Annotated in this window: 24 protein-coding genes and 1 pseudogene; 16 read left to right on the forward strand and 9 right to left on the reverse strand. The window is 71.0% G+C overall.

Going from position 1 to position 26,335, the window contains the following annotated elements:
- Positions 1 to 71 precede the first annotated feature (71 nt).
- Both ACIBTU_RS25575 and ACIBTU_RS25580 read left to right on the forward strand, forming a co-directional pair.
- On the forward strand, positions 72 to 2,189 hold the full coding sequence (locus ACIBTU_RS25575; protein ID WP_399128756.1) for an FtsK/SpoIIIE domain-containing protein: 2,118 nt from the start codon (positions 72 to 74) through the stop codon (positions 2,187 to 2,189).
- Positions 2,190 to 2,440: 251 nt separating this feature from the next.
- Complete coding sequence (locus tag ACIBTU_RS25580) at positions 2,441 to 2,899, forward strand: hypothetical protein (RefSeq protein ID WP_399128757.1); 459 nt, start codon at positions 2,441 to 2,443, stop codon at positions 2,897 to 2,899.
- Positions 2,900 to 2,944: 45 nt separating this feature from the next.
- Here ACIBTU_RS25580 and ACIBTU_RS25585 read toward each other — a convergent pair whose 3' ends face one another.
- Complete coding sequence (locus ACIBTU_RS25585) at positions 2,945 to 3,595, reverse strand: hypothetical protein (protein WP_399128758.1); 651 nt, start codon at positions 3,593 to 3,595, stop codon at positions 2,945 to 2,947.
- A gap of 147 nt (positions 3,596 to 3,742) precedes the next feature.
- Between ACIBTU_RS25585 and ACIBTU_RS25590 the strand changes: the two genes are divergently transcribed.
- The 11 genes from ACIBTU_RS25590 (at position 3,743) to ACIBTU_RS25640 (ending at position 14,523) form a co-directional block, all read left to right on the forward strand.
- A complete protein-coding gene (locus ACIBTU_RS25590; protein ID WP_399128759.1) occupies positions 3,743 to 4,474 on the forward strand; it encodes a DNA methylase in 732 nt (243 codons plus the stop codon).
- Entirely contained in the window at positions 4,471 to 5,121 is a 651-nt protein-coding gene (locus ACIBTU_RS25595; RefSeq protein WP_399128761.1) for a class I SAM-dependent methyltransferase, read from the forward strand. Before ACIBTU_RS25590 ends, ACIBTU_RS25595 begins: the two co-directional genes overlap by 4 nt.
- Positions 5,118 to 6,008, forward strand: coding sequence for a bifunctional DNA primase/polymerase (locus ACIBTU_RS25600; protein ID WP_399128762.1), 891 nt, complete (start codon positions 5,118 to 5,120; stop codon positions 6,006 to 6,008). Before ACIBTU_RS25595 ends, ACIBTU_RS25600 begins: the two co-directional genes overlap by 4 nt.
- Positions 6,005 to 6,358, forward strand: coding sequence for a hypothetical protein (locus ACIBTU_RS25605; protein ID WP_399128763.1), 354 nt, complete (start codon positions 6,005 to 6,007; stop codon positions 6,356 to 6,358). The genes ACIBTU_RS25600 and ACIBTU_RS25605 overlap by 4 nt, the downstream gene beginning before the upstream one ends.
- On the forward strand, positions 6,355 to 7,524 hold the full coding sequence (locus ACIBTU_RS25610) for a DUF3631 domain-containing protein (protein ID WP_399128764.1): 1,170 nt from the start codon (positions 6,355 to 6,357) through the stop codon (positions 7,522 to 7,524). The genes ACIBTU_RS25605 and ACIBTU_RS25610 overlap by 4 nt, the downstream gene beginning before the upstream one ends.
- Before the next feature lie 170 nt (positions 7,525 to 7,694).
- Positions 7,695 to 7,940, forward strand: coding sequence for a helix-turn-helix transcriptional regulator (locus ACIBTU_RS25615; RefSeq protein ID WP_399128765.1), 246 nt, complete (start codon positions 7,695 to 7,697; stop codon positions 7,938 to 7,940).
- A gap of 74 nt (positions 7,941 to 8,014) precedes the next feature.
- Positions 8,015 to 9,280, forward strand: a complete 1,266-nt coding sequence (locus ACIBTU_RS25620; protein WP_399128766.1) for a tyrosine-type recombinase/integrase — start codon at positions 8,015 to 8,017, stop codon at positions 9,278 to 9,280.
- A gap of 298 nt (positions 9,281 to 9,578) precedes the next feature.
- Positions 9,579 to 11,216, forward strand: a complete 1,638-nt coding sequence (locus tag ACIBTU_RS25625; RefSeq protein WP_399128767.1) for a penicillin-binding transpeptidase domain-containing protein — start codon at positions 9,579 to 9,581, stop codon at positions 11,214 to 11,216.
- Between the two features lie 127 nt (positions 11,217 to 11,343).
- Complete coding sequence (locus ACIBTU_RS25630; protein WP_399128769.1) at positions 11,344 to 13,041, forward strand: penicillin-binding transpeptidase domain-containing protein; 1,698 nt, start codon at positions 11,344 to 11,346, stop codon at positions 13,039 to 13,041.
- 79 nt (positions 13,042 to 13,120) lie between these two features.
- Complete coding sequence (locus tag ACIBTU_RS25635) at positions 13,121 to 13,675, forward strand: YbaK/EbsC family protein (protein WP_399128770.1); 555 nt, start codon at positions 13,121 to 13,123, stop codon at positions 13,673 to 13,675.
- Positions 13,672 to 14,523 carry an EamA family transporter gene (locus ACIBTU_RS25640; protein WP_399128771.1) on the forward strand — a complete coding sequence of 284 codons (852 nt, stop codon included), beginning with the start codon at positions 13,672 to 13,674 and terminating at the stop codon, positions 14,521 to 14,523. The genes ACIBTU_RS25635 and ACIBTU_RS25640 overlap by 4 nt, the downstream gene beginning before the upstream one ends.
- 7 nt (positions 14,524 to 14,530) lie before the next feature.
- On the opposite strand, the gene ACIBTU_RS25645 is transcribed toward ACIBTU_RS25640, so the two are convergent.
- Entirely contained in the window at positions 14,531 to 14,908 is a 378-nt protein-coding gene (locus ACIBTU_RS25645) for a VOC family protein (RefSeq protein ID WP_399128772.1), read from the reverse strand.
- Between the two features lie 163 nt (positions 14,909 to 15,071).
- Here ACIBTU_RS25645 and ACIBTU_RS25650 point away from each other — a divergent pair, with 163 nt between their 5' ends.
- Complete coding sequence (locus tag ACIBTU_RS25650; RefSeq protein WP_399128773.1) at positions 15,072 to 15,683, forward strand: hypothetical protein; 612 nt, start codon at positions 15,072 to 15,074, stop codon at positions 15,681 to 15,683.
- On the opposite strand, the pseudogene ACIBTU_RS25655 reads toward ACIBTU_RS25650, so the two are convergent.
- The 5 genes and pseudogenes from ACIBTU_RS25655 to ACIBTU_RS25675 all read right to left on the reverse strand — a co-directional run.
- A pseudogene (locus ACIBTU_RS25655) lies at positions 15,629 to 16,246 on the reverse strand (serine hydrolase domain-containing protein); the annotation flags it as partial. The gene ACIBTU_RS25650 and the pseudogene ACIBTU_RS25655 sit on opposite strands and share 55 nt — an antisense overlap.
- A 320-nt stretch (positions 16,247 to 16,566) precedes the next feature.
- Positions 16,567 to 16,689 carry a hypothetical protein gene (locus ACIBTU_RS25660; protein ID WP_399128775.1) on the reverse strand — a complete coding sequence of 41 codons (123 nt, stop codon included), beginning with the start codon at positions 16,687 to 16,689 and terminating at the stop codon, positions 16,567 to 16,569.
- Positions 16,690 to 16,761: 72 nt separating this feature from the next.
- Complete coding sequence (locus ACIBTU_RS25665) at positions 16,762 to 17,532, reverse strand: energy-coupling factor ABC transporter ATP-binding protein (protein ID WP_399128776.1); 771 nt, start codon at positions 17,530 to 17,532, stop codon at positions 16,762 to 16,764.
- Positions 17,520 to 18,281 carry a cobalt ECF transporter T component CbiQ gene (cbiQ, locus tag ACIBTU_RS25670; protein WP_399128777.1) on the reverse strand — a complete coding sequence of 254 codons (762 nt, stop codon included), beginning with the start codon at positions 18,279 to 18,281 and terminating at the stop codon, positions 17,520 to 17,522. Before cbiQ ends, ACIBTU_RS25665 begins: the two co-directional genes overlap by 13 nt.
- A gap of 1 nt (position 18,282) precedes the next feature.
- Entirely contained in the window at positions 18,283 to 19,344 is a 1,062-nt protein-coding gene (locus tag ACIBTU_RS25675; RefSeq protein ID WP_399128778.1) for an energy-coupling factor ABC transporter permease, read from the reverse strand.
- Between the two features lie 156 nt (positions 19,345 to 19,500).
- Between ACIBTU_RS25675 and ACIBTU_RS25680 the strand changes: the two genes are divergently transcribed.
- Positions 19,501 to 19,875, forward strand: coding sequence for an SsgA family sporulation/cell division regulator (locus ACIBTU_RS25680; protein WP_399128780.1), 375 nt, complete (start codon positions 19,501 to 19,503; stop codon positions 19,873 to 19,875).
- A gap of 19 nt (positions 19,876 to 19,894) precedes the next feature.
- On the opposite strand, the gene ACIBTU_RS25685 is transcribed toward ACIBTU_RS25680, so the two are convergent.
- Both ACIBTU_RS25685 and ACIBTU_RS25690 read right to left on the reverse strand, forming a co-directional pair.
- The gene (locus tag ACIBTU_RS25685) at positions 19,895 to 22,111 is read right to left on the reverse strand and encodes an MMPL family transporter (RefSeq protein ID WP_399128781.1); all 2,217 of its coding nucleotides are present in this window, start codon (positions 22,109 to 22,111) and stop codon (positions 19,895 to 19,897) included.
- 112 nt (positions 22,112 to 22,223) lie between these two features.
- A complete protein-coding gene (locus ACIBTU_RS25690; protein WP_399128782.1) occupies positions 22,224 to 22,808 on the reverse strand; it encodes a TetR/AcrR family transcriptional regulator in 585 nt (194 codons plus the stop codon).
- A gap of 105 nt (positions 22,809 to 22,913) precedes the next feature.
- Here ACIBTU_RS25690 and ACIBTU_RS25695 point away from each other — a divergent pair, with 105 nt between their 5' ends.
- Entirely contained in the window at positions 22,914 to 26,327 is a 3,414-nt protein-coding gene (locus ACIBTU_RS25695; RefSeq protein ID WP_399128783.1) for a S41 family peptidase, read from the forward strand.
- The last annotated feature ends 8 nt before the right edge of the window (positions 26,328 to 26,335 follow it).

Consider the following 26,335-nt stretch of genomic DNA (forward strand, 5'->3'; position numbering starts at 1 on the left):
CGCCGGCGGCCACCCCGCCTTCCCTCGTCTTCGACTCCCGTCCTGTCCTGGGCGGTTGAGGAGTGTTTCCAGTGAGTGAGAACGTGGTTCAGCTCCGCAAGAGCACCGACGAAACCCCTGCTCAGACCCCCACCACCCCCGCCCTGACGGTCGTGCCGGACTCGCGTCCGGTACCGCTGTGGGTCCGGTCCGGCCGCGCCGTGCGCAAGGCCGTCACCGACGAACGCACCCGCACCGCTGGCCGCCTGGCGGCCCGCCACAGCATGTACGTGGTCGGTGGCACCCGGATCATGACCCGCCGCGCCTGGGACGGCCGCACCGGCGCCCGCTACGAACGCCTGCTCCGCGCTGCCGAAGCGGCCGGCAACTACGAGGTTGCAGCCGAGTGGGAAGAGCGGCTGCAGCGCTTCCGCGACCTGCGCCACCGCCGCCGCATGGACCTGCTCGAAGCACCCGTCGACGCCGCCAAGGGCGCCGCCGCCGGAACCGGCCTGGGCATCGGCGGTCTCCTCGTGCTCGGCATCGCCCTGGCCGTGGCCACCAAGGACGTCTCCGACGTCATCACCCCGCTCATGGCGGTCGTTGACCTCATTCAACTGCTCATCACGATCGTGCAGGTCGTCTGGGGTCCGCTCATCACGATCGGCCCGTTCCTCGCCCTGCTCGGGCTGTGGGAGGTCGGCCGCCGGGCACAGGCCGCCCCGTACTGGGCACTGCCCGACAACGCCCGCAACGGTGAGGGCGAGCCGATCACCCCCTCGATCGTGGTCAAGGCCCTGCGTGACCTGGGCGTTCCTGCTCTGCGGAACTCCATCAAGGAAATGGGCGACGCCGGTGCCTCGATGCTCGGGCCGATCCGGATCGCCGGATGCGGCGTGGAGGTCGACGTCACCCTGCCCTCGGGGGTGTCGACGATCGAGGTTCAGCAGCGGCGCCGCAAGCTCGCCGAGAACCTCACCCGGCACGAGCACGAGGTGTTCATCACCATCCCGACCGCCGCCCGCACCGTGCGTCTGTGGGTCGCCGACTCGGGCGCGCTCGACGAGCCGATCGGCCCGTCGCCGCTGGTCACGGACGAGTCGATGACCGCCGACTACACCAAGGGCAAGGCCCCGTGGGGCCAGGACCTGCGCGGGGATGCCGCCATGCTGAGTCTGTATCAGCGCATGGTGCTGGTCACCGGCCTGTCCAACCAGGGCAAGACGGCCGCGCTGCGGTCGCTGGCTCTGTGGGCGTCCCTGGACCGCCGGGTGGAGTTCCGTATCGCCGACCTCAAGGGTGCCGGCGACTGGGCCATGTTCGAGGGCCTGGCCACCGTCCTGATCCAGGGGCCCACCGACGAGCAGGTGATCGAGGCTACTGAGATGGTCGAGGACCTGGTGGACGAGATGAACCGCCGGATCGAGATCCGGCGCACCCAGCCGGGCGCGGTCTTCGATCCGCTCATCGGCATCGTCGACGAAGCGCAGGTCGCGTTCATGTGCCCGGCCAAGGACGAGGCCAAGCGGCCCTACGGCGGATCCAAGGCGACGAGCCGCTACTTCATGGCCGTGCGCAAGGTCCACAACCAGGGGCGCGTCGTCGATGTCCTGCTGTGGGAGGGCACTCAGGACCCGACCGACCAGAACCTTCCCAAGCTGGTCCGGGAAGGGGCCCACACCCGCGCCTCGCTCGCACTGGGCACCGAGTCTCAGGCCCGCATGGCGCTGAGCGACAAGGCGGTGGACGGCGGCGCGGCCCCGCACCTGCTGCGCCAGGGCCTGGACAAGGGCACCCTCGTGGTCGCCTCCGACGGGATCGACATCCCCAAGGGCCAGACATCCATCACCGTGCGGACACACTTCATCGGCGACGAGGAAGCGGTGGCCATCACCGACCGGGCCAAGGCCATGCGCGACGGCGTCACCACCCTGCACGTCATCGAGCGAGGCGAGGAGCGCGACCCGCTCGCCGACATCGCGACCGTCCTCGGGGACGCTCCGCGGCTGCGCACGCAGGACGTCCTCAAGCGGCTCGCCGCGCTCAACGAGGATGCCTACGGCGAGTGGTCGTTCATAGACCTCAAGCGCGTCCTCGACGGCACCGGAGCCGAGCCCCGCAAGTCCGACGGCCGCATGGTCGTCCGGCGTGACCGGCTCGTGAGCGCGCTCGCCAAGCGCGACGACGAGGGTTCCGCTTCCAGCCTCTGACGGCAGGGAGGCAACACCGTCCGGGTCAGGGAGGCAGGGAGAACTCCCTGACCCCCTCCCTGACCCGCCTCCCTGGCTCTGACCTGCACGAATGATCAATCAGGGAGTCAGGGAGGCCCGCAGGTCAACACCCCTGAAACCCCCTCCACAGCGCAACGGCAAGGGGGTGCCTCACCCTCCCTGAGGCTCCACTCGCACGGTTCCGCTTCCCCTCGCCCACGCCGCCCCGCGGCGCCTTCAAGGAGTCCCTCATGACCACCCCGCCCGGCACGTCGATGACCGAGACCGAGGCAGCCGACGAGGCCCGCCGCATCATCGACAACGCCTACCGGCCCACCCCCACCGCCTACCGCGACGACACCCCCGTGCCCCACGTCGGCACCACCCCGCCCGTCGCCCAGCCCGGCCGGCCCCCCATGAGCCAGGGCGCCACCGACGCGAGCGTCCTCATGCTCGCCGGCGGCGGCGCCACGTCCATGGTCGGCCTCACCACCGCCGTGCTCATGTACGCGTCGCAGTACGCCGACCCGGTCGTCTGCGCCATCGTCTTCGGCGCCCCGACCGCCCTCGTCCTCGCCCTCGCGCGCCTCGCGAAGAAGGCCAAGCCCGCGCCCGAGATCCACCAGCACTACACCGGCCACGTCGACCAGCGCGCCACCACCGTCAACACCCGCAAGACCGTCGTCAAGCGCAACCGCATCCACCGCTAGTTGCGCCAAGGGCGCCATGACCCGGTTGCCGACTTCGATCCTTGATCAGCGGTTGAGCGACTGACGTTCAACCTGATCAAGGATCAGATTGGCCAGCTTCATGAAGTTGCTGATCGACGGCGCTTCCACGAAGAGCAGATCGCCGCGATCGCCCCCGTTCCCGAACCCGCATCCGCTGTCACGGACCAACGGGGTCAACCAGTGAACGGTCAGACGTTCGGCCGCGAAATAGACGACCGGTCGATCGGACCATGAATGCCCCGAGGCATGGCTCCGGCAACTCGCCGCTGGAAAACAGCCGATGGAGGAGAGGGCATACGACAGGCCCGCCACCCCGATCTCCAGGCTGTCCAGAACATTGTCCTCACGGTCGCCGTCCCCGACGATTTCCAGAAGCTCGCTGTCCGGCTGCCGCTCCGCGAAACCGGCTGGCAGGGAGTCGGGGTCGCCTCTCTCCACCGAGATGGCGAAGTCCTCGAACGAGTCGGCATCCGTGCTCGCTTGATCCACCAGGTGAACCAAGTCGCGCTCTTCTTCCACAATCGCGCGGGCCTCGTCGTGGGTGACACCGCTGATGTCCCACACGCCTCGGAAGAAGCCGTACCCCTCCTCACTTATCTCGTCCTCAGCGGGCATTCCCATGGGCGCGCCCTCCGGGAATGACGGGTCGACCTTCACGTCGATGCGCGGGATCACGAAAACCTCCTGATGGCTGCCAGAACACCCCAGTGCATGTCTAAAGCCCACCTCTAGTTACGCCAAGCGCGGCCCCAGCCTCACGCCAATGAACCCGGGGCCGCCCTTGTCGCCCAGCACCCTGCAACAGGACTGGAGACACCCAGCATGACCGAACTGACCGACATCCGGCGAGAGTGCCCCGACCGGCCACTACTGCTGGACCTCTTCTCGTGCGCCGGCGGCGCCGCCACGGGCTACGCCCGTGCCGGGTTCCGCGTCCACGGATGCGACGTCGCCGACCGACCCAACTACCCCTTCACCTGGCACCGAGGCGACGCCCTGGAGTACCTGGCCCACCTCATCGACACGGGTGAGATCGAGCGCTACGCGGCCGTGCACAGCTCCCCGCCCTGCCAGGCCAAGAACACGTTGACCGTGGGCACCAACCGGTCCCGGGGCTGGGGCGGCACCCACGTCGACCTCGTGGCCCCGACGCGTGCGCTGCTCGACCAGACCGGCCTGCCGTACGTGATCGAGCAGCCCAACGGACAGGCGGAGATCCGCAAGGATCTGACCCTGTGCGGTGAGATGTTCGGCCTCGGTGTAATCCGCCACCGCAATTTCGAGTTGGGCGGCTGGAGCATCGAGCAGCCGGCGCACGTCCCACACCGGGGCCGGGTGCGCGGCTACCGGCACGGCAAGTTCTACGACGGCCCCTACGTCGCCGCATACGGCAACGGCGGCGGCAAGCCGTCCGTGCCGGAGCTTCAGGCCGCCCTCGGCATCGACTGGACGAGCGTCCGCGAGGAGCTGACCGAGGCCATCCCGCCCGCGTACGGCGAGTACATCGGCATCGCCCTCCTCGCCTCCCGGCGACCTGTGGGGGTGGCCGCGTGAACGCCCGCGTACTGCCCCTGCGGCGGCCGAACGGGATGAGGGTCCTGGACCTGTGCTGCGGCGCGGGTGGTCTCTCCATGGGCTACTACCTCGCCGGGTTCGACGTCGTCGGCGTCGACATCGCACCCCAGCCCAACTACCCGTTCCCCTTCGTCCAGGCCGACGGCCTGGACTACGCCGCTCGGCACGGCCACACCTTCGACCTGGTCCACGGCTCCTGGCCCTGCGAGCGCTACGCCACCGTCACCAAATGGCGCGGCAACCCAGAAGAGCACCCGGACCTGATCGCACCGGGCCGCGAGGTCATGCAGGCCACCGGACGCCCGTGGGTCATCGAGAACGTCCCCGAGACCACCAAGGCACGCATCCTGCGCCCGGACTACCTCCTGTGCGGAACCCAGTTCGGCCTCAGCATCCGCCGCCACCGCGCCTTCGAGACCTCATGGGGCGGCGGCGGTGACCTGCTCCCGCCCTGCTGGCACCGCAAAGGACTGCTCGCCTTCGAGCACAAGGGCGAACGCGCCTACGCCGACGCCATGGGCTGCACCTGGATGAGCAACCTTGAAGCCCGCAAAGCCGTACCCCCCGCCTACACCCACTGGATCGCCACCCAGTTCCTCGCCCTCGACGAGAGGAGCGCAGCATGAACAACACCCTGCTGAGTGCTGCCCTGACCGCCGCCGCCCGGGGCTGGCACGTCTTCCCCCTCCGCCTCGGAACCAAGCGGCCCGCGCTCCACGGCGAAGCCTCCTGCCCGCGTACGGGCGCCTGCTCCGGCGGGCACCTGAAGTGGGAGCAGCGCGCCACCACCGACCCTGACCTCATCCGGGCCACGTGGTCGGAGGGCATGTTCAACGTCGGCATCGCCACCGGGCCTTCCGGGCTGCTGGTCGTCGACCTGGACGTGCCCAAGGAGAAGAGCGGTTCGGACGCGCCTTTCGGCGCGATGACCTTTGAGGCGCTCTGCGAGCGCGCCGGCCACGCCGTCCCCAGCACCTACCGGGTGCGGACCGCGACGGGCGGGCAGCACCTGTACTTCACCGTCCCGAACGGCCTCCGGCTGACCAACACCGCCGGGACCATTGGGGAGTTGATCGACACCCGGGGCTGGGGCGGCTACGTCGTCGGCGCGGGCAGCGTCGTCCCCGGCGGGATGTACCGGCACGTGAACGGCCCCGAGGCCGTCCCGCTGCCCTCCTGGCTCCAAACCATCCTGGAACCCACCCCCGCGCGCCCTACGGCCCCGCTGAGGCTTCCTGCGGTCAACGGGAGCCGCGCCGCGCTCGCTGCACTGGAGGCTGAGTGCGCGACGGTGGCGGCGGCGCCGGAATCGCAGCGCAACACGACGCTCAACCGCAGCGCGTTCAAGTTGGGGCGCTTCGTTGCGTGGGGCGACCTCCCCCGGCACGTGGTGGAGGAGGCCTTCCAAAGGGCGGGGGAGTCGACGGGCCTGCCGCCGGCCGAGTGCCGCGCCACGATCCGCAGCGCCCTGGACAGCTCCCTTCGCAAGGCCCGAGCCCGGGAGGCGGCATGAGCCACCCCACCCGCTCCCCCTTGGAAGGCCAACCCGCCACGCCGACCGGCCCGCAGGCCGCCCCACAGCCTGTGGACACCCCGGCCGTGGGCACCCGAAAGGTAGTCGCCGAAGGCGTCCGCACTGCTCTTGGTGTGGACCCGCGCGGAGACGACGGACGCCGCCCCATCGCGTGGCTGACCATCACCGCGTCCGGTCGCGGCACCCCCACCGCCAAATCGTGGTGCGCGTGCGGACGCGACCTGAGCGCGCGCGGCCAGGCCGACGTGTTCGCCCTGGTCGCCGGACACGACTACCACCGCACCGTGTGCCCCCTGCGCAATCTTCAGGAAGGACGGGCCGCAGCATGACCTACCAGCCCACCATCGACGGCGCCGCACTGCTCGACGAGGTGGAAGCCTTCCACCGCCGCTTCAACGTCTTCCCGACAGAGGCCGCCTACGTCGCCGTGGCGCTGTGGGACGCCCACGCCCACCTGCTCGACTGCTTCGAGTCCACCCCGCGCCTGGCCTTCCTGTCCCCCGAGCCGGGTTCCGGCAAGTCCCGGGCGCTGGAGATCGTGGAAACGCTCGTGCCGAACGCGATGGCCGCTGTCGACGCATCCGCCGCCGCGCTCTTCCGCGCGGTCTCGGGCGTCGACGGCCAGCGGCCCACGATCCTCTTCGACGAGATCGACACCATCTTCGGCCCCAAGGCCGGGGAGAACGAGCAGCTCCGAGGGTTCATCAACGCGGGCCACCGCCGCAATCGCCCCATGTTCCGCTGCGTGGGCGATGGCGCCAACCAGACCGTGCAGGCCTTCCACTCCTACACCGCTGTCGCCGTGGCCGGGCTCGGCTCTCTGCCGGACACGATCCTGACCCGCTCGGTCGTCATCCGCATGCGGCGCAGGGCTCGGAACGAGAAGGTCGAGCCCTACCGCACCCGTATCCACGAGAAGGAGGGCTTCGCCCTGCGGGATCGGCTCGCAACGTGGGCAGAGCAGGTCTCCGAGCGCGTGATGGGCGCCTGGCCGGAGATGCCCGAGGGCATCACGGACCGGCCGGCCGACGTCTGGGAGCCCCTGCTCGCCATCGCGGACGCGGCAGGCGGCGCCTGGCCGGAGCGGGTCCGCGCGGCATGCGTGGCCCTGGTCAAGGCGGCTCAGACCACGGACAAGCACAGCGTCGGAATCCGGCTGCTCACGGACCTGCGCGACCACGTCCTGATCGGCGTGGACAAGCTGCCCACCATCGCCATCCTCGACCGGCTCAACGCCCTCGACGACGCCCCCTGGGCCGACCTCGACGGCAAGCCCCTCGACAACCGGCGGCTCGCCAGGATGCTCGGGGAGTACATGACCGTCGACAACACGCCGGTCAAGTCCCGCAACATCCGCACGGCCGGCGGTGTCTTCAAGGGCTTCCACGCCGAGGATCTGGCCGACGCCTGGGCGCGTTACTGCCCGCCCCCTGCCCAGGAAGCCGCTACATCCGCTACGCCGCTACAGCCCAGCTCAGAGCCCCTGAATCTGTAGCGGCACCCCAGCGTGTAGCGGCTACGCCCGCTACGGCGTAGCGCATGCGTAGCCGCTACACGCCACCCCTCCGCTACAAAAACACCCCCGCTGACCTGCGATGTAGCGCTGTAGCGGATGTAGCGGACTTCTGAGAAGGCCCGTCGACGCTCGCGCCGCAAAGGAGCCTCATGCGCTCGCCCGACCTGACTTCAAGCGACCCCCGCGCCACTCTCCGCGCGGGGTTGCCGGATCGCTACCTCACCCCCGATGACATCGCGGGGATGTTCGGTGTCCCCCTCGAAACCGTCTACCAGTGGCGCAAGAAGCGCACCGGCCCGCCCGGATTCCGCATCGGCAAGCACGTGCGCTACGACCCCGCCGAGGTACGGATGTTCGTCGCGCAGCTCAAGACGGCGGACCAGGAAGCCGCCTGAGATCACCTCACCCCGCAGGGGGCGGCCGTGGAACGGCCGCCCCCTGCGGCACATCCAGGAAGGAACTCGCCGCAATGGCAGGCCACATCCAAGACCGCTGGTTCAAGACCGAGACGAACGCCGACGGCAAGGGCAGCCGCGTCAAGTCCGAGCGTCACGGCACGGGACTCCGCTATCGAGCCCGCTACATCGGCCCTGACGGAGCGGAGAAGTCCAAGAGCTTCCGCGACGGACAGAAGCGTCTCGCCGAGAAGTGGCTGACCAACATCGAGGCCGACATGTCGCGCGGTCAGTACACCGACCCTCGCGCTTCGCGGATCACCTTCAGGCAGTACGCCGAGAAGTGGGTGAAGGCACACCCGGGCGAGATCAACAGTCGTGAGGCGGCGGAGCGGCGCCTGCGGCTGCACGTCTACCCGTACTTCGGGACTCGCCCGCTCGGCTCGTTCAAGCCGGAGCACATCCGCACTTGGCTTGCCCAGTTGGAGCCTGTGGCCCCTGCCGAGTCGAGCCGCCGCATCATCTACGGCACGGTCTCAGCAGTCCTCAACGCGGCGGTGGATGACGGGCTGCTCGCGAAGAACCCGTGCCGTGCCCGGTCGGTGACGATCCCGAAGGCCGCACCCGGGCAGATCGTGCCCTGGACAATCCCTCAGGTTGTCACCGTGCGGGAGGCACTCCCCGAGCGCTTCCAGGCCACGGTCGACGCCGGCGCCGGTTGTGGTCTGCGACAGGGTGAAGTCTTCGGCCTGTCTGTCGATGAGCTCGACATCGAGGGTGGATGGCTTCACGTGAACCACCAGCTCAAGCGCATCCGAGGCGAGTACGTCTTTGCGCGGCCGAAGGGAAACAAAACCAGGAAGGTTCCCCTCCCCAAGGTCGTCGCCGCCGCGCTCAGCGAGCACATCAAGCGATTTCCGCCGACACTCGTCACTCTGCCTTGGCGTACCCCTGACGGGTCGGCCGTCACAAAGCAACTGTTGTTCTCCGGAGACAGGGGCGATCACGTCCGCGTGAGCTACTTCAACGACTGGAAGTGGAAGCCTGCACTGGTGATGGCAGGGATCATTCCGGAGCCGAGGAAGGGTCAGCGTTACGCCGCCGCGCCGGACAACGGCATGCACGCGTTGCGCCACTTCTACGCCTCTGTGCTGCTCGACGCCGGAGAGAACATCAAGGCGCTGAGCCAGTACCTCGGGCACGCGGACCCTGGCTTCACCCTGCGCACGTACACGCACCTCATGCCGAGCAGCGAGGGCCGTACCCGCAAGGCCGTGGACCGGGCCTTCCAGGCGCCCGCTGAGCAAGATCACGGCCCAGGGACGGCCCAGGCGGCGTGATGGGCGCCGAGAGCTTCCTATCGCCGCAGGTCGGGGCCTCGTGGTCCCGACCTTCCGGGATTCCATCTACTTCTGGCCGATCTACACGGGCACGGCGATCCCGATCGACTCGTGGCGCTCTCGGATGTGGCTCGACACCTGGGTCTGATCGCGCATACCCGATACCTGGGCCCGAGTCCGTTTCGGCCGTTTTCTCGATCTCTCTTCGGATACTTTCGGACACCATCCACCTAACTCCCCGTCGCCGGGGCCTCACGCGTGCCTACAGTCCCAGCGTCAACCTGGGGAGGGGACGCACATGCGCAAGGGGGCCAAGGTCGCGATCGTCGGCGGGGTGTTCACCGTCATGGTGGGCGGAGCCGGGTACGGGGCCTTCAACATCGTCACGGCCGTCACGGGGGACGGCGGCTCATCCGCGGCGGGGCCGCAGGCCCACCGCACGGGGCCGCCGACGGCCGACGAGGTCGACGAGACCTCGCGGAAGTTCCTCGCGGCGTGGGGGAGGAACGACGCGGACGGGGCCGCCGGGTTCACCAACTTCGCGGAGAACGCACGCGAGGCGCTGCGCGGCTGGCACGAGGACGCGCACGTCACGCACACCGCGCTGAAGGCCGGGAAGCCGTCCGGGGCGAAGGTCCCGTTCTCGGTACGGGCCACCGTGGAGTTCGGCGGGAAGAAGAAGACCCTGTCCTACGACTCCTCGCTCACCGTCGTGCGCGGCGAGACCACCGGGCGGGCCCTGGTGAAGTGGAGCCCGTCCGTGCTCCACCCGGACCTGCGGGAGGGCGACACCCTGCTCACCGGCGAGTCCGCGGCGCCGCCCATCGAGGCCGTCGACCGCGACGGGGTCGTCCTGACCGCGAAGAAGTACCCCTCGCTCGGCCCGGTCCTGGACCAGCTGCGCTCCCGGTACGGGGACAAGGCCGGCGGCACCCCGGGCGTCGAGACGTACGTCCAGCACACGAACGCCGACGGCACCGAGACCGCCAAGACGCTGCTCACCCTCACCAAGGGCAGGCCGGGCACGCTGCACACGACCCTCAGCGCGAACGCCCAGGCGGCCGCCGAGGGCGCCGTCGCGCGGTACGCGAAGTCGTCGGTGGTCGCCGTGAAGGCGTCGACCGGTGAGGTGCTGGCGGTGGCAAACGCCTCGGAGCGCGAGTTCAACGCCGCGTTCAACGGCCGTGTGGCGCCCGGTTCGACGCTGAAGATCCTCACCGCGGCGGCGCTCGTCGACCACGGCGTCACGACGGAGACCGGCCCGGCGCCGTGCCCCGACTCGGCGGTCGCGATGAGCCAGACCTTCCACAACCTCAAGGGCATGGCCCCGAACGAGGGCGCGACCCTGGCCAACAGCTTCGCCCGCTCCTGCAACACGGCCTTCATCAAGTACTCCGACGACCTCGGCGCGCAGAACTTCGCCGACGAGGCGACGCAGCGGTTCGGGCTCGGCAAGGACTGGAAGACGGGGATCGTCTCGTTCGACGGCTCGGTGCCGGCGGCGGGCGGGTCGGACGCGGCCGCCGGGATGATCGGCCAGGGGCAGGTGCAGATGAACCCGCTGAACCTGGCCTCGGTGACGGCGACCGCGATCACCGGCACCTTCCACCAGCCGGTCCTCGTCGCCCCGGGTCTCGACGACCGCACCCTGGCCACGGCGCAGGGACTCCCGTCCGCGACGGTGTCCCAGCTGCGCCGCATGATGAACCTCACGGCGACCGCCCCTTACGGCACGGCGACGCAGGTCATGGCGGGTCTGGGCCCGAACATCGGCGCGAAGACGGGCTCGGCGGAGGTGGACGGCCAGGGCAAGTCCAACTCCTGGTTCACGGGGTACCGCGGCGACGTGACAGCCTCGGCGATGGTCCTGAGCGGCGGCCACGGAGGCGACGCGGCGGGCCCGATCGTGGCGACGGTACTGAGAAGCGCCTCGTAAGTGCCCACAGAACGCAACCGATGCCGCGCCACCACCGTTCAGTCCTACGGCGAAGAAGCGCACCCGGCTCCCCGCGCCGATACCAGCCCCCTAGTCTGAACATCAGCCAAACCACCGGAGGGAACACGTGGGCACCAGAGGCAAGCGGCGCGAGCCCTCGCGCCGGAACACCAACGCCCTGGTGATCGGCGCGGCCGCGACCGTCGTGGCCGTAGGCGCGGGCATCGGCGTGTACGCCTTCGCGGACGGCGACAGCGAGGCCGCCGCCGACAGCAAGCCCCGGATCAAGACGGGCCCGCCCACCTCCGCGGAGACCCGGGCGGCCGCCGAACGTTTCCTGTCCGCGTGGCAGAAGGGCGACACCGCCGGTGCCGCCGCGGCCACGGACGACGCCCCCGCCGCACGGACGGCCCTGTCCGCGCTGGCCGAGGACGCCCACCTCGGCGAGATGAAGCTGACCCCGGGCACCCGCAAGGGCGCCACCGTTCCCTTCCACGTCACATCGAAGGTCACGTACGAGAAGACGAGCAAGCCGTTCGCGTACGACTCGAGGCTCTCCGTCGTGCGGGACAAGAGGACCGGCAAGGTGTCCGTCGACTGGGCGCCGTCCGTCGTGCACCCGGATCTCCGGGACGGGGACCGGCTGGTGACGGGCGAGGCGGGCGATCCGCCGGTCAAGGCGCTGGACCGGGACGGCGGCGAGCTGAGCGTGAAGAAGTACGCCTCGCTCGGCACCGTCGTCGACGGGCTGCGCGAGAAGTACGGGAAGAAGGCCGGCGGCACCGCGGGCGTCGAACTGCGCGTCGTGCGCAAGGACTCCGAAGAGGCGTCCGGGAAGAAGGCCGCGACGACGAAGGCGCAGGACAAGAACGCGCTGCCGGACAAGACGCTGCTCACCCTCTCCGAGGGCACCCCGGGCACCGTGAAGACGACGCTGAGCCCGTCGTTGCAGGCCGAGGCGGAGAAGCAGGTCGCCTCGCGCAAGAAGGCCTCGGTCGTGGTCGTGCGGCCCTCGACCGGCGAGATCCTGGCGGTGGCGAACTCCAGCCCCGGGTTCAACACGGCGTTCCAGGGTTCGCTCGCGCCCGGCTCCACGATGAAGGTCATCACCTCGTCGATGCTGCTGGAGAAGCATCTGGCGGGCGTCGACAAGAAGCACCCGTGCCCGAAGTACTTCACGTACGGGCACTGGAAGTTCCAGAACGACGACAAGTTCCAGATCAAGGACGGGACGTTCAAGGCGAGCTTCGCCGCGTCCTGCAACACCGCGTTCATCAGCCAGGCCCCCGAGCTGGAGGACAACTCGCTGACGCTGCAGGCCCAGCAGGTGTTCGGGCTCGGGATGAACAACTGGTCGATCGGGGTGTCCAGCTTCGACGGCGCGGTGCCGGTGCAGTCGCAGGCGCAGATGGGCGCCTCGCTGATCGGGCAGGGCGGGGTGCGGATGAACCCGCTGAACATGGCCTCGGTCGCGGCAACCGTGAAGTCCGGCACCTTCCACCAGCCGTACCTCGTCTCACCGGACTTCGACCACCGCACGCTGGCGAAGGCCTCGCGCACGATGTCCGCGAAGACGGTCGGGGATCTGCGCGAGCTGATGCACTACACGGCGGTCGCGGGCACGGCGGTCAAGCCGATGTCGGGGCTCGGCGCGGACATGGGCGCCAAGACGGGTTCGGCGGAGGTCGACGGCCAGAAGGAGCCCAACGGCTGGTTCACGGCCTGGCGCGGGGACCTCGCGGCGGCCGCGGTCGTGCAGCAGGGCGGCCACGGTGGCGACTCGGCCGGTCCGGTCGTACGGAAGATGCTGCTGTCCGGAGGCTGAGCCGGGCCCGCGGCCGGGGCGGATCCGAGGCCCGATACCCGGTCGCATGGGCGGTACACGGACCGTTAGCGTGCCGTCCATGACGTCTACAGACAGCGGTACCTCCGCATCGGGAGCCGCCTCCGAAGCCGCAGCGGGAGCCTCGTCGGAAGCAGCGGCGGGCGCCGCGCACCCCCGCTTCGCCGAGGCCGTGACCGGTATGGGTCTCGCCGGACTCCTGCCGCGCGTACGGCGGTTCCCGGACGCGACCCGCACCGCGCAGGAGGCGGCCGCCGCGATCGGCTGCGAGCTCAGCCAGATCTGCAAGTCGCTGATCTTCGCCGCCGACGGTGTTCCGGTGCTCGTGCTGATGGACGGCTCCTCGCGGGTCGACCTGGAGCGGGTGCGACAGGCGCTCGGCGCCGGGAAGGTCACGCGGGCCAGGGCCGACGTCGTGCGCGAGACGACCGGTTACGCGATCGGCGGCGTGCCGCCCTTCGGGCACCGCACACGCACCCGGGTCCTCGCCGACCGCTCGCTGCTCGCGCACGACGAGGTGTGGGCCGCGGCCGGCACCCCGTACGCGGTGTTCCCGATGGGGCCGAAGGAATTGATCGAGCACGCGGGGGCGACGCTCGTGGACGTGCGGGAGTGACGCCGCTCGTCACCGCGGCGGTGCTGCTCGCCGCGGTCACCCACGCGTCGTGGAACGCGCTGGCCCACCACATCACCGACAAGCTGGTCGGCTTCACGCTGATCGCCGGCGGCGGGGCGCTGATCGGCTTCGTGCTCGCGCTGTTCGCGCCGGTCCCGGCCGCGGGCGCCTGGCCGTACCTGGTCGCCTCCGCGATCCTCCACGTCGGCTACATGTGCCTGCTGATGACCTCGTTCCGGCTCGGCGACTTCGGTCAGGCCTACCCGATAGCGCGCGGCACGGCCCCGCTCCTGGTGACGGTCCTCGCGGCGGTGTTCGCCGGTGAGGTGCCGGGCGGCTGGCAGGCGGCCGGGGTCGCGGTGTCCTGCGCGGGTCTGACGGGCCTCGCGCTGTGGGGGCTGCGCGGGACGGGGCGCAGGCCGGACTGGACGGCGCTCGGCGCGGCCCTCGCGACCGGTGCCTCGATCGCCGCGTACACGGTGGTGGACGGGCTCGGGGTGCGCGCCTCGGGGTCCTCGATCGGGTACATCGCGTGGCTGATGATCCTGGAGGGCCTCGCGATCCCGCTCTGGGCGGCGTACCGGTGGCGGGGTGAATTCGTGGCCACGCTGCGGCCGTTCGCGCTGCGCGGGCTCTTCGGGGCGGCGCTGTCCGTGACCGCGTACGGCCTCGTGCTGTGGGCGCAGACGCGGGCGGACCTGGCCCCGATCTCCGCGCTGCGCGAGTCGTCCATCATCGTGGGCGCGGCGATCGGGGCGGTGTTCTTCAAGGAACGGTTCGGGATGCCGCGGATCCTGGCGGCGGGTGTGATGGTGGCGGGCATCGGGCTGATGCTGCACGCCGGGTGACGATGTGTCAGCCCGCGGCGATCTCGCCGGCGGAGCGCTCCACGCACAGCTCGTTGCCCTCGGGGTCGTGCAGGGTCACCCAGCCCCGGCCGTCGGGGCGGCGGTGGTCGCCCGCGAGCTTCGCGCCGAGCCCGAGCAGCCGCTCGACCTCCTCGTCGCGGGTGCGGTCCTGGGGCTGGAGGTCGAGGTGCACCCGGTTCTTGACGGTCTTGACGTCCTCGACGCGGACGAAGAGCAGCGCCGCGTTCGCACTGGTCACGAGGGCCTCGGGGTCGCCGGGGACGTCCTCGTCGGAGACTTCGCCGTCGAGGACGGCGGCCCAGAACCCGGCCAGGGTGTAGGGGTCGGCGCAGTCGAAGGTGATGTGGCGCACGAGAGAAGACATGCCGGTCACCCGACCACGGCCGCGCACGGGGCGTCCAGTGATTTACCCGCGCCCCCGAGGTCTTTCCCCGGGGCTTCCCCCAGGTGCGCCTCAGGGGCGTCCGGGGGTTGAACCAGGGCTGTTCCGGAGGGAGTTGGGGACCCGCCGAGGCCAGCATGTGGGCATGACCTCAGCAACCGTCGCGGCGACCGCGACCTCCGCCCGCACCGCCTTCTTCCTCGGCCCCGCGCTCTTCGGCGCGTACGGGCTGATCCGTGTGCTCGACGGCCTCGACGGCGAGCGCGGGCCCGGGCTCGCCTGGACCGCCGGGCATCTGTGCTTCCTCGTCGGGCTCGTCTTCTTCGTCAGAGGGTTCGTGGCGCTGCGGAGCCGGGCGCGGCACCGGGACCCGGTGGCGACGACGGGACTCTGGACCGGCATCGCGGGGGCGGTCGCGCTGAGCGTGCAGTTCGGCGTCGACATCGTGACGGGCCTGATGGCCGCCGACCACGCGGAGATGGCCCGCCTCAGCGACAACTTCGGTTCGCTGCCCGGCGTGGAGGCGGCCTTCTACATGTTCGGGCCGATGCTGTTCTTCGTCGGGCAGATCGTGCTCACCCTGCGCCTCGGGGCGCTGCGCAGGCTGCCGCTGTGGGCGCCGTGCCTGGTGTTCGTCTCCGCGCTGATGCCGTTCCTGGGCAAGGACCTGATGCCGGTGGCCGCGCTGCTGCTGCTGGTCGGCTATGCGCCCCTGTGGCTGCCGAGCGCGTCCCGCACCGCCCTGAGGAGCGCTTGAGCACGCGGGTCCGCGGTGACGCCCTTCTGCAGGCCGTTGGTGACGTAGCCGAAGGCGAGGCCCGACTCGGGGTCGGCGAAGCCCAGGGCGCCGCCGCGGCCAGGGTGGCCGAAGGAGCCGGGGGCGAGGAGTGGGGAGGAGGCGCCGTGCAGCATGTAGCCGAGGCCGAAGCGGGACGGGGCGATCAGCACCCGGTCCGGTCCCGCGGAGGCCTCCGTACGGGCGAGCCGCACCGTCTCCGGGGTGAACAGGCGGCTCCCGCCGTCGACTTCGCCGATGAGCGAGGCGTAGAAGCGGGCGAGTCCGTCGGCGGTGCCGATGCCGTTGGAGGCGGGCAGTTCGGCGGCGCGGTAGGCCGGGTCGTTCTCGTCCGGCGCGGGTGCGATGGAGTCGAAGGCGCGGCGGGTCGGCGAGGCCGGGTCCGCGTACGCCGCGACGAGGGCGGGCTTGGGGCGCGAGCGCGGGGCGCCGGGCACGACCGGGGCCTCGACGGGGCCCACCCGGCCGGCCCGGTGGGCCTGCGCGGCGGGCAGTCCGATCCACAGGTCGGCGCCGATTGAGGACAGCCGTCTCCCCGGCGACGAAGGTCCCGAGGAAGCGGCCGCCGACCTCAGCTGTAGGTCTGGGCGTGTTGACGCCCTCACCTGCCTGTGGCAGGAGATTTTGGTCCGTGCCGCTGTGCGACACCACCTCGGGTTCCTGTTTCACAGGCCACTGCCAACCAATGAAGGCCGGTCTTACACGGCCTCCGCAGGCCTGACTTCCCGCCCGCCCGGCGGTAGGTCCGACGAATCGTTGCCGGACCACGCGATAGTAGCCCTGCTGTCGCGCCCCTCCGGGCGCCAACGACGAGATACCTCACATAATCACCCTCAGGCGGGACTCAACGGGCAACCGTTCCGTCCTCGTAGACGACGACGGCCGCGCCGCGCTCACCGCGCGCCGCGAAGTTCTCGGCGAAGGCCTGCTTCACGCCTTCGAAACGGGGGTCCGTCGTGCCGTTCACTGCTGTGTCCACAGGCTGTGCAACAGGGGGTTGGGGCGATTGATTCCGGGCGGGCCTGAGGGCTTCAGGGCCTCAGCCCGGGAGGCCGGGGGCGTCCGCGACCGAGCGGGGGTCGAAGCCGAAGGGGAGTTCCAGGCGGTGGGTGCGCATCAGGGTCTCGTCGGTGAGGAGGCCGGCGGTCGGGCCGTCTGCGGCGATGACGCCCTCGCTGAGGATCAGGGAGCGCGGGCACAGCTCCAGGGCGTAGGGCAGGTCGTGGGTGACCATCAGGACCGTGACGTCCAGGGAGCGCAGGATGTCGGCGAGTTCGCGGCGGGAGGCCGGGTCGAGGTTGGAGGACGGCTCGTCGAGGACGAGGATCTCCGGCTCCATCGCGAGGACGGTGGCCACGGCGACGCGGCGGCGCTGGCCGAAGGAGAGGTGGTGCGGCGGGCGGTCCGCGTACTCCTCCATGCCGACGAGCGAGAGCGCCTTGTGGACCCGGGCCTCCAGCTCGGCGCCCTTCAGTCCGGCGGCCGCCGGGCCGAAGGCGACGTCCTCGCGGACCGTCGGCATGAACAGCTGGTCGTCGGGGTCCTGGAAGACGATGCCGACCTTGCGGCGGATCTCCGCCATGTTCTTCTTCGAGACCGGGAGCCCGGCGACGGTGACGGTGCCCGCGCCGCCGGTCAGGATGCCGTTGAGGTGCAGCACGAGGGTCGTCTTGCCGGCGCCGTTCGGCCCGAGCAGGGCGACGCGCTCGCCGCGCCCGATGGTGAGATCGACGCCGAAGAGGGCCTGGTGGCCGTCGGGGTAGGCGAAGGCGAGGCCGGAGACCTCCAGAGAAGCGGTCACAGGGTCCATCCCAACAGGCATACGACGAGGGCGGCGGAGGGCAGCGCCAGGGCGGAGGTCCACTGGGCGCGGGAGGCGGTCACGTCGTCGATCACCGGCATGGTGCCCGCGTAGCCGCGGCTGACCATGGCGAGGTGGACGCGTTCGCCGCGCTCGTAGGAGCGGATGAAGAGGGCGCCGGCGGACTTGGCGAGGACGCCCCAGTGGCGGACTCCGGAGGCCTCGAAGCCGCGGGACTCGCGGGCGATCCTCATGCGCCGCATCTCGTCGGTGATCACATCGCCGTAGCGGATCATGAACGAGGCGATCTGGACGAGCAGCGGCGGCAGCTTGAGGCGCTGGAGTCCGAGGAGCAGTTCGCGCAGTTCGGTGGTGGAGGCGAGGAGCACGGAGGCGGCGACGCCGAGGGTGCCCTTGGCCAGCACGTTCCACGCGCCCCACAGGCCGGACTCGCTGAGCGACAGGCCGAGGACTTGCACCCGCTCGCCCTCGGCGACGAACGGCATGAGCACCGCGAACGCGACGAAGGGGATCTCGATGAGGAGCCGCTTGAGCAGGTAGCCGGCCGGGACCCGGGCCGCGTACGCGACGCAGCCGAGCAGCACCGCGTACAGGCCGAAGGCCCACATGGCCTCGCGCGGGGTGGAGACCACGACGATCACGAAGCCGAAGACGGCGGCGAGCTTGGTGTGCGGGGGCAGGGCGTGCACCGGCGAGTCGGCGGCGCGGTAGAGGCGGTGGGCGTGTCCGGCACCCATGTCAGGCCACCGGGTCCCCGGCGCGGACCTCGGTGGAGGCCGCGTCACTCGTACGCCGCCTGCGCAGCGCCCAGAAGACGGCGGATCCGGCGACGACGGTCACGCCGACGCCGATGACGCCGGCGAGGCCGCCGGAGAGCCGGGAGTTCGTGATGTCGCGGACGCCGTAGTCGGCGAGCGGGGAGTCGGCGGAGGCGTGCTCCTCGGTCTTGCGGTCGAGGCCCTTGTCGTGGGCGACCTTCTCCAGGCCGTCCGGGTTCGCGGAGGCGTAGAAGGAGACGAAGCCGGCGAGGACGAGGGAGGTGACGAGGCCGGTGATCCAGATCTTGCGGTGCGAGCCGCCGGACGCGGCCGGGGCGGGCGCGGCGGCGGGGGCGTCGACGAGCTCGCCGCCGACGCGCAGCTTGAGCGGCACGGTCAGTCCGCGCGCCCCGTACACGAGGTCGGGGCGGACGGCGACGACGGCGCCGACGGTGAGCGCGGTGATGACGGCCTCGCCGATGCCGATGAGGACGTGGACGCCGACCATCGCGGTGGCGACCTTGCCGAGGGAGACGTCGGTGGTCCCTCCGACGGCGTAGAGCAGGGTGAAGACGAGGGCGGCGGCCGGGACCGAGAGGAGCGCGGCCACGAAGGACGCGACGGTGATCGAGCGCCGGCCGCGCGGCAGCAGCTTCACGAGGCCGCGGAAGACGAGGTAGGCGACGACGGTGGTGGTGATCGCCATGTCGGTGACGTTGACGCCGAGCGCGGTCAGGCCGCCGTCGGCGAACAGCACGCCCTGCATCAGCAGCACCACGGACACACACAGGACCCCTGTGTAGGGGCCCACGAGGATCGCGGCGAGTGCGCCGCCGAGGAGATGGCCGCTGGTGCCGGCGGCGACCGGGAAGTTCAGCATCTGGACGGCGAAGATGAACGCCGCGACCAGGCCGGCCAGGGGTGCGGTGCGCTCGTCCAGCTCGCGGCGCGCTCCGCGCAGGCTCACGGCGACGGCACCCGCGGCGACGACACCGGCGGCCGCGGAGACGGGCGCGTTGATGAATCCGTCGGGGACATGCATGGGCGGGAACTCCGGCGCTCGGGCGGCTGGTCGACCGGCTGGTCGGCCGTTCGATGATAGGGCCTTGTTGCGAACTGCTCGCAAGAGCGCCTGTCCCTCAGCTGGTCACAGCCCGCACCTCGTCACTTATCTCGGACATATGGGACATTGGATGGCATGGATGCCGCCGAGCAGTTCACGGAGCAGTCCGTCGAGCAGTACGTGGAGCAGTACGTCCGCGCCCGCGTCGTCACCGACTCCCCCGAAGCCGCCCGCTCGGTCGCCGTCGTGCTCCGCTGGACCGGCGGCCTGGTCCACGTCACCCTGCCCGACGCCGGTGAGTGGACCTTCGCGCGCGAGCTGCTCGAACGCGGGCTGCGCGCCCCGGCCACCGGCGGCGACATCCGGATCTGGCCGTGCGGCCGGGTCCAGGCGGTCATGGAGTTCCACGCACACCACGGGGCGACGGTCGTGCAGTTCGACGTGAAGGCGCTGATCCGCTTCCTGCGTCGTACGTACACGGCCGTCGCCCCGGTGCCCGCCGCTCACTGAGCGGCCGCGTCCCGAACCGTCAGGCGCTGACCAGCTCCCGGTCCGCGTCGCCGTCCTTGCCGGCTCCGCCTTCGTCGGCCTTCTGCAGGGCCTCGCCCTCCACGTCGACGTTCGGCAGCAGCCGGTCCAGCCACTTCGGCAGCCACCAGGCACGCTTGCCGAGCAGTGCGAGCACCGCGGGCACGATCGTCATGCGGACCACGAACGCGTCGAAGAAGACGGCGATCGCGAGACCGAAGCCGATCATCTTGATCATCTGCTCCGAGGAGCCGATGAAGCCCGCGAACACCGCGATCATGATGATCGCCGCGGCCGTGACCACCCGGGCCCCGTGCTTGAACCCGGTGACGACGGCCTGCGCCGGACGCTCCCCGTGGACGTACGCCTCCCGCATGCGGGTCACGAGGAAGACCTCGTAGTCCATCGCGAGGCCGAAGACCACGCCCACCATGAAGATCGGCATCATCGACATGATCGGGGTCGTCTGCTCGACGCCGAACAGCGAGCCGAGCCAGCCCCACTGGAAGACGGCCACGACGGCGCCGAGCGCGGCGAGCACCGAGAGCAGGAAGCCGAGCGCCGCCTTGAGCGGGACCAGGACCGAGCGGAAGACGACCATCAGGAGCAGGAAGGCCAGGCCGACGACGAGTGCCAGGTAGGGCACGAGGGCGTCGTTGAGCTTCTGCGAGACGTCGATGTTCATGGCGGTCGAGCCGGTGACGCTCAGCTCGGCGCCGGTGCCCTTCGTGATCTCCTTGCCCTCCGCGCGGATCGCGTGGACGACGTCCTCGGTCTCCGTCGAGGACGGCTGGTACTTCGAGATCACGGTGACGATGGCGGTGTCACCGGCCTTGTTGAACGTGGCCGGGGTGACCGCGGCGACGCCGTCCGTCCCCTTGATGGAGGAGACGACGCGGTCGACTGCGGCCTTCGGGTCGTCCGCGCCCCGCGCGTCGACGACGGTGAGCAGCGGCCCGTTGAAGCCCGGGCCGAAGCCCTCGGACAGCAGGTCGTAGGCCTTGCGCTGGGTGGTGTCGGTGGGCTGGACGCCGTCGTCGGGCAGGCCCAGCTGAAGCGAGGCGACCGGGACGGCCATGGCGCCGAGACCGACGATGCCGGCGATCAGCACGGCGACCGGGCGGCGGAGCACGAAGCGGGCCCAGCGGGTCCCCATGTTCGCCTTCGCCTCGACCGGGTTCTCCGCGGCCAGGTTCTTACGGGCCTTGCGGCCGTGCACCCGCTTGCCGACGTAGCCGAGCAGCGCCGGGATGAGGGTGAGCGCGATGAGCACGGCGATGGCGACGGTGCCGGCGGCGGCGACGCCCATCTTGGTGAGCATCGGGATGTTGACGACGGCGAGGCCGACCAGGGCGATGACGACGGTGAGCCCGGCGAAGACGACCGCGGAGCCCGCGGTGCCGACGGCCCGCCCGGCCGCCTCCTCGCGCTCGCGGCCCTCGGCCAGTTCGGCGCGGTAGCGGGAGACGATGAAGAGGGCGTAGTCGATGCCGACCGCGAGGCCGATCATCATCGCGAGCGTGGACGTGGTGGAGCCCAGGTCGAGGACGCTGGCCAGGGCCGTGATCGTGGAGACGCCGATGCCGACGCCGATGATCGCGGTGAGCAGCGGAAGCCCGGCGGCGATCAGCGAGCCGAACGTGATGACGAGGACCACCGCGGCGATCGCGATGCCGATGATCTCCGTGGCGCCCGTCTCCGGGACGGCCTGCAGCGCGTCACCGCCGACCTCGACGGTGAGCCCCGTCTTCTGCGCCTCGTCGATGACCTCCTGCAGCGCGTCCCGGTCCTCGTCGGTCAGCTCCATGCCGGAGACCTTGTACGAGGCCGAGGCGTAGGCGATCGTGCCGTCCCGGCTCACCGTCTTGGCGGCGAACGGGTCGGCGACCGAGGCCACCTGGTCCGAGCTCGCCTTGATCTGCGCGACGGTGTCCTGGATGTCGGCCTTGTTGGCGGCATCGGTGAGCTTCTCGCCGGCCGGCGCCTTGAAGACGACGCGGGCGGTGGCCCCGTCGGCGGCGGAGCCGGGGAAGCGCTGGTCGAGCAGGTCGAAGGCCTTCTGCGCCTCGGTCCCGGGGATCGAGAAGGAACTGGAGGCGGCGGTCGGGGCGGTGGCGGCGCCCACGCCCGCGAGGGTGAGCAGGGCCACCCAGATCAGGGCGACGAAGTGCCGCCGGCGAAAGGCGAACTTGCCGAGTTTGTAGAGGAACGTGGCCACGGGGGCGTACTCCCGGTCAGGTCGTGGGACTGAGTCTGGGCAGGGGGCATCGGCCCGACGACGTGAGCGGTGCGCGTCAGGTGCTGCGGGTGGTGCGGGTTTTCCGGTGAGGTCAGGCGCCGAGGGCGGGGAGGACCACGGCGTCGATGTAGGAGGCCAGATAGGCCTGGGTGGGCGGCAGCTCGTCGATGAGCGTCCGGGTGGCGAAGGCGCCGATCAGCATGTGGATCACGTAGCCGAGCGCCGGGTTGTCGGGGCGGATCTCACCCCGCTCCACCGCCCGCCGCAGCATCCGGTCGAGGCCGGACATCTCCGGCTCGACGATCCACTCGCGGAACGCCTCCAGGAGATCCGGGTTGGCGTGCACGGCGACCATCAGACCGCGCATCAGCGCGCTGTTCTGCTCCATGTGACAGTCGTCCTCGCGGAGCGTCATCGCATGCAGGTCACCGCGCAGGGTGCCGGTGTCGATCTCGTCGAAGTGCGGCTTCTGCTGGCGCAGGGCCTTCACGACCAGCTCGGCCTTGCCGCCCCACTGGCGGTAGAGCGTGGCCTTGCTGGACCGGGTGCGGGCCGCCACGGCGTCCATCGTCAGGGCGTCGTAACCGACCTCGCGCAGCAGATCGAGCACGGCGCCGTACAACTCGGCCTCACGCTCAGGCGTGATCCGACTCCGCCGCATCGGCTCCGCCGCCATGCCGGTCACCTCTCCACTCCGGGTCTTCCAGCCCCGAATCTACCCGCCCCCTTAACGAAACGAAACCGTTTCGTACGTGTTCCCCGCCACACCTCCATCGGGGAAATGCGACCCGAAGGGTCTGCATTTCAGGGGCGCGGGGAACTGCGCGAGAAGCCCCACCGGCCTCAGGACGGCAACGAATCGGAACACCCCTCCCCGGTTGCCGGACCCCCCACAACGGAAAAGCATGAACACGTGACGGACGACAAGACGGCCGAGACGACCACCCCGGGCTACCTCCGCTTCCCCCACCTGAGCGGCGAGCGCCTCTGCTTCGTCGCCGAGGACGACCTCTGGCTGGCCCCCCTGGACGGCTCGGCCCGAGCCTGGAGACTCACCGCGGACCGCACCAAACTCGGCCACCCCCGCTTCAGTCCCGACGGCCGTCACATCGCGTACACGACCTGGCGCAGCCTCGACCCCGAGATCCACCTGGCCCCGGTCGACGGCGGAGCCGCCCGCCGGCTCACCTACTGGGGCTCCCCCGACACGGAGGTCCGCGGCTGGACCCCCGACGGCGACATCCTGGCCGTCGCCTCGCACGGCGAACCGTTCTCCTACTTCACGTTCGCCTACAGCGTCCCCACCGACGGCTCCCCCGGCGGCAAGCTCCCCTGGGGCCCGGTCTCCGACATCCAGGTCGCCGACTTCCCGACCGCCGAAGGGGACGCGCGCCGCACCCTCCTCCTCACCGGCACCCCGCCCCACGAACCCGCCGCCTGGAAGCGCTACCGCGGCGGCGCCCAGGGCCGCCTGTGGGTGCACGGGCAGCGCATCCTCGCCGACCTCGACGGGCACCTCGACGCCCCCATGTTCGTCGGCGACCGCATCGCGTTCCTCTCCGACCACGAGGGCGTCGGCAATGTCTACTCCTGCCTCCCGGACGGTTCCGACCTCACCCGTCACACCGACCACGACGCCTTCTACGCCCGGCACGCCTCCACCGACGGCACCCGCGTCGTCTACCAGTGCGCGGGCGAACTGTGGATCCTCGACGCGCTCACCCCCGACTCACGCCCGCGCCGCCTCACCGTGCGGCTCGGCGGCCCGCGCTCCGGCCGCCGCGCCTACCAGGTCCCGGCCGCCCACCACGTCGACGCGCTCTCCGTCGACGAGACCGGCCGGGCCAGCGCCGTCGTCGTCCGCGGCTCCCTGTACTGGCTGACCCACCGCGACGGCCCCGCCCGCACCATCGCCGACACCCCCGGTGTCCGCGTCCGGCTCCCCGAGATGCTCGGCTCCGGCGGCCAGGTCGCCTACGTCACCGACGCGGAGGGCGCCGACGCCGTCGAGATCGCCTATCTGCCCCGGGCCAGCGGCGACCGCGCCCCGCGCCGCCTCGCCTCCGGCGCCCTGGGCCGCGTACAGGAACTGGTCTCCGACCCGGACGGCGAGCTGCTCGCCATCGCCTCGAACGACGGCCGGGTCCTGCTGCTCGACGCGTCCGAGGAGTCCGGGGGCGAGGTCACCGAACTGATCCGGTCCACGAACGGCCCGGTCCGCGACCTCGCGTTCTCCCCCGACGGCGCCTGGCTGACCTGGTCGCACCCGGGCATCGGCCGCTCCCTGCGGCTGATCAAGATGGCCCGGATCAAGGACCGCACGATCGTCGACGTCACCAACGGCCGCTTCGAGGACGAGAACCCCGTCTTCACCCGCGACGGCCGCTACCTCGCCTTCCTGTCCTGGCGCGGCTTCGACCCGGTCTACGACGTGCACACCGGCGACCTGTCCTTCCCGCTCGGCTGCCGCCCCTACCTCGTACCGCTGTCCTCGGCCACCGAGTCCCCCTTCGCGCTCTCCCCCGACGGCCGCACCGCCGCGGGCGGCCTGGACCCGGTCGAGGACACCGGGGACGGTTCCCCCACCGTCGAGATCGAGGGGCTCGCCAACCGGGTCGTGCCGTTCCCCGTCGCCGCGTCCAAGTACTCCGCGCTGCACCCGGTCTCCGGCGGCGGCCTCGTCTGGCTGCGCTGGCCGATCTCGGGCGCGCTCGGCGAGACCTTCGCCAACCCGGCCGACACCTCCTCGCAGCCCACCCTCGAACACTTCAACCTGGCCAAGGGCAAGAAGACCCAACTCGTCGACCACATGGACTGGTTCGCGGTCAGCGGCGACGGCACCCGGCTCGTCGTCGGCGACGAGGGCGAGCTGAGCGCCGTGCCCGCCACCGAGGCCGGCGACAACGACACCACCATCTGGATCGACCTGCGCCGCATCCTGCACGAGGCCGACCCGCCCGCCGAGTGGCGCGGCGCCTTCGACGAGGCGGGCCGCATCATCCGCGCCTACTTCTGGGCCCCCGACATGTGCGGCATCGACTGGCCCTGCGTCCTCGACCAGTACCGGCCGCTGCTCGAACGCGTCGCGTCCCCCGACGAGTTCGCCGACCTGCTGCGCGAGGTCCTCGGCGAACTCGGCACCTCCCACGCCTACGTGACCGCCGCCCGGCGCAACGAGGGCCCGCCGCACTACCAGCGCGCCCAGGGCCTGCTGGGCGCCAACTTCGCGTGCCGCGACGGCCGTTGGACCCTGACCCGGATCCTGCCCGGCGACTCCTCCGACTCCAAGGCCCGCTCCCCGCTGGCCGGCACCGGCATCCGCGAGGGCGCCGTCCTCACCCACGTCGACGGCCGCCCCGTCGACCCCGTCGCGGGCCCCTTCCCGCTGCTCGCCGGCTCCGGCGGCACCACCGTCGAGCTCACCTTCACTCCCGCCGAGGCGCCCGGCGAGAGCGCGGGCCGCGCCCGCCGCGTCGCCGTCGTCCCGCTCGTCGACGAACGCCCCCTGCGCTACCAGGACTGGGTCGCCAAACGCCGCGAGGTCGTACGGGAGCTGAGCGGCGGCAAGTGCGGCTACCTGCACATCCCCGACATGGGCGGCTCCGGCTGGGCCCAGTTCAACCGCGACCTGCGCATGGAGGTCTCCCGCCCCGCCCTCATCGTCGACGTACGGGGCAACGCGGGCGGCCACATCAGCGAGCTCGTCGTCGAGAAACTGACCCGGAAGATCATCGGCTGGGACCTCACCCGCAACGCCCAGGCCGTCTCCTACGCCTCGAACGCCCCGCGCGGCCCGGTCGTCGCCCTCGCCGACGAGGCCACCTCGTCCGACGGCGACATGATCACCGCCGCCTTCAAACTGCTCGGCCTCGGCCCCGTCGTCGGCCAGCGCACCTGGGGCGGCGTCGTCGGCATGACCGGCCGCTACAAGCTCGGCGACGGCACGGTGATCACGGTGCCGATGAACGCGGCCTGGTTCCCCGAGTACGGCTGGTCCGTCGAGAACCGCGGCGTCGACCCCGACATCGAGGCCCTGCGCACCCCCCTGGACTGGGCCGAGGGCCGCCACGCCCAGCTCGACGACGCCGTCCACCTGGCCCTGGACCTCCTGGAGGAACAGGGCGCCCTCGACCCGCCCGACTACTCCGACATCCCCGACCGCCGCCGCCCTCCGCTGCCGCCGCGCCAGACCTAGGGTGCGTC

Origin of the sequence: Streptomyces sp. NPDC050145 (genome assembly GCF_044460245.1) — a bacterium.
Classification (GTDB): domain Bacteria; phylum Actinomycetota; class Actinomycetes; order Streptomycetales; family Streptomycetaceae; genus Streptomyces.

Excerpts from the sequence above, each read along its gene's own strand:
- ACIBTU_RS25580 (WP_399128757.1), top strand. The coding sequence starts at position 2,441 with ATGACCACCCCGCCCGGCACGTCGATGACCGAGACCGAGGCAGCCGAC.
- ACIBTU_RS25590 (WP_399128759.1), top strand. The coding sequence starts at position 3,743 with ATGACCGAACTGACCGACATCCGGCGAGAGTGCCCCGACCGGCCACTA.
- ACIBTU_RS25600 (WP_399128762.1), top strand. The coding sequence starts at position 5,118 with ATGAACAACACCCTGCTGAGTGCTGCCCTGACCGCCGCCGCCCGGGGC.
- ACIBTU_RS25605 (WP_399128763.1), top strand. The coding sequence starts at position 6,005 with ATGAGCCACCCCACCCGCTCCCCCTTGGAAGGCCAACCCGCCACGCCG.
- ACIBTU_RS25610 (WP_399128764.1), top strand. The coding sequence starts at position 6,355 with ATGACCTACCAGCCCACCATCGACGGCGCCGCACTGCTCGACGAGGTG.
- ACIBTU_RS25615 (WP_399128765.1), top strand. The coding sequence starts at position 7,695 with ATGCGCTCGCCCGACCTGACTTCAAGCGACCCCCGCGCCACTCTCCGC.
- ACIBTU_RS25620 (WP_399128766.1), top strand. The coding sequence starts at position 8,015 with ATGGCAGGCCACATCCAAGACCGCTGGTTCAAGACCGAGACGAACGCC.
- ACIBTU_RS25625 (WP_399128767.1), top strand. The coding sequence starts at position 9,579 with ATGCGCAAGGGGGCCAAGGTCGCGATCGTCGGCGGGGTGTTCACCGTC.
- ACIBTU_RS25635 (WP_399128770.1), top strand. The coding sequence starts at position 13,121 with ATGACGTCTACAGACAGCGGTACCTCCGCATCGGGAGCCGCCTCCGAA.
- ACIBTU_RS25645 (WP_399128772.1), bottom strand. The coding sequence starts at position 14,908 with ATGTCTTCTCTCGTGCGCCACATCACCTTCGACTGCGCCGACCCCTAC.
- ACIBTU_RS25650 (WP_399128773.1), top strand. The coding sequence starts at position 15,072 with ATGACCTCAGCAACCGTCGCGGCGACCGCGACCTCCGCCCGCACCGCC.
- ACIBTU_RS25665 (WP_399128776.1), bottom strand. The coding sequence starts at position 17,532 with ATGGACCCTGTGACCGCTTCTCTGGAGGTCTCCGGCCTCGCCTTCGCC.
- cbiQ (WP_399128777.1), bottom strand. The coding sequence starts at position 18,281 with ATGGGTGCCGGACACGCCCACCGCCTCTACCGCGCCGCCGACTCGCCG.
- ACIBTU_RS25675 (WP_399128778.1), bottom strand. The coding sequence starts at position 19,344 with ATGCATGTCCCCGACGGATTCATCAACGCGCCCGTCTCCGCGGCCGCC.
- ACIBTU_RS25680 (WP_399128780.1), top strand. The coding sequence starts at position 19,501 with ATGGATGCCGCCGAGCAGTTCACGGAGCAGTCCGTCGAGCAGTACGTG.
- ACIBTU_RS25690 (WP_399128782.1), bottom strand. The coding sequence starts at position 22,808 with ATGGCGGCGGAGCCGATGCGGCGGAGTCGGATCACGCCTGAGCGTGAG.
- ACIBTU_RS25695 (WP_399128783.1), top strand. The coding sequence starts at position 22,914 with ATGCGACCCGAAGGGTCTGCATTTCAGGGGCGCGGGGAACTGCGCGAG.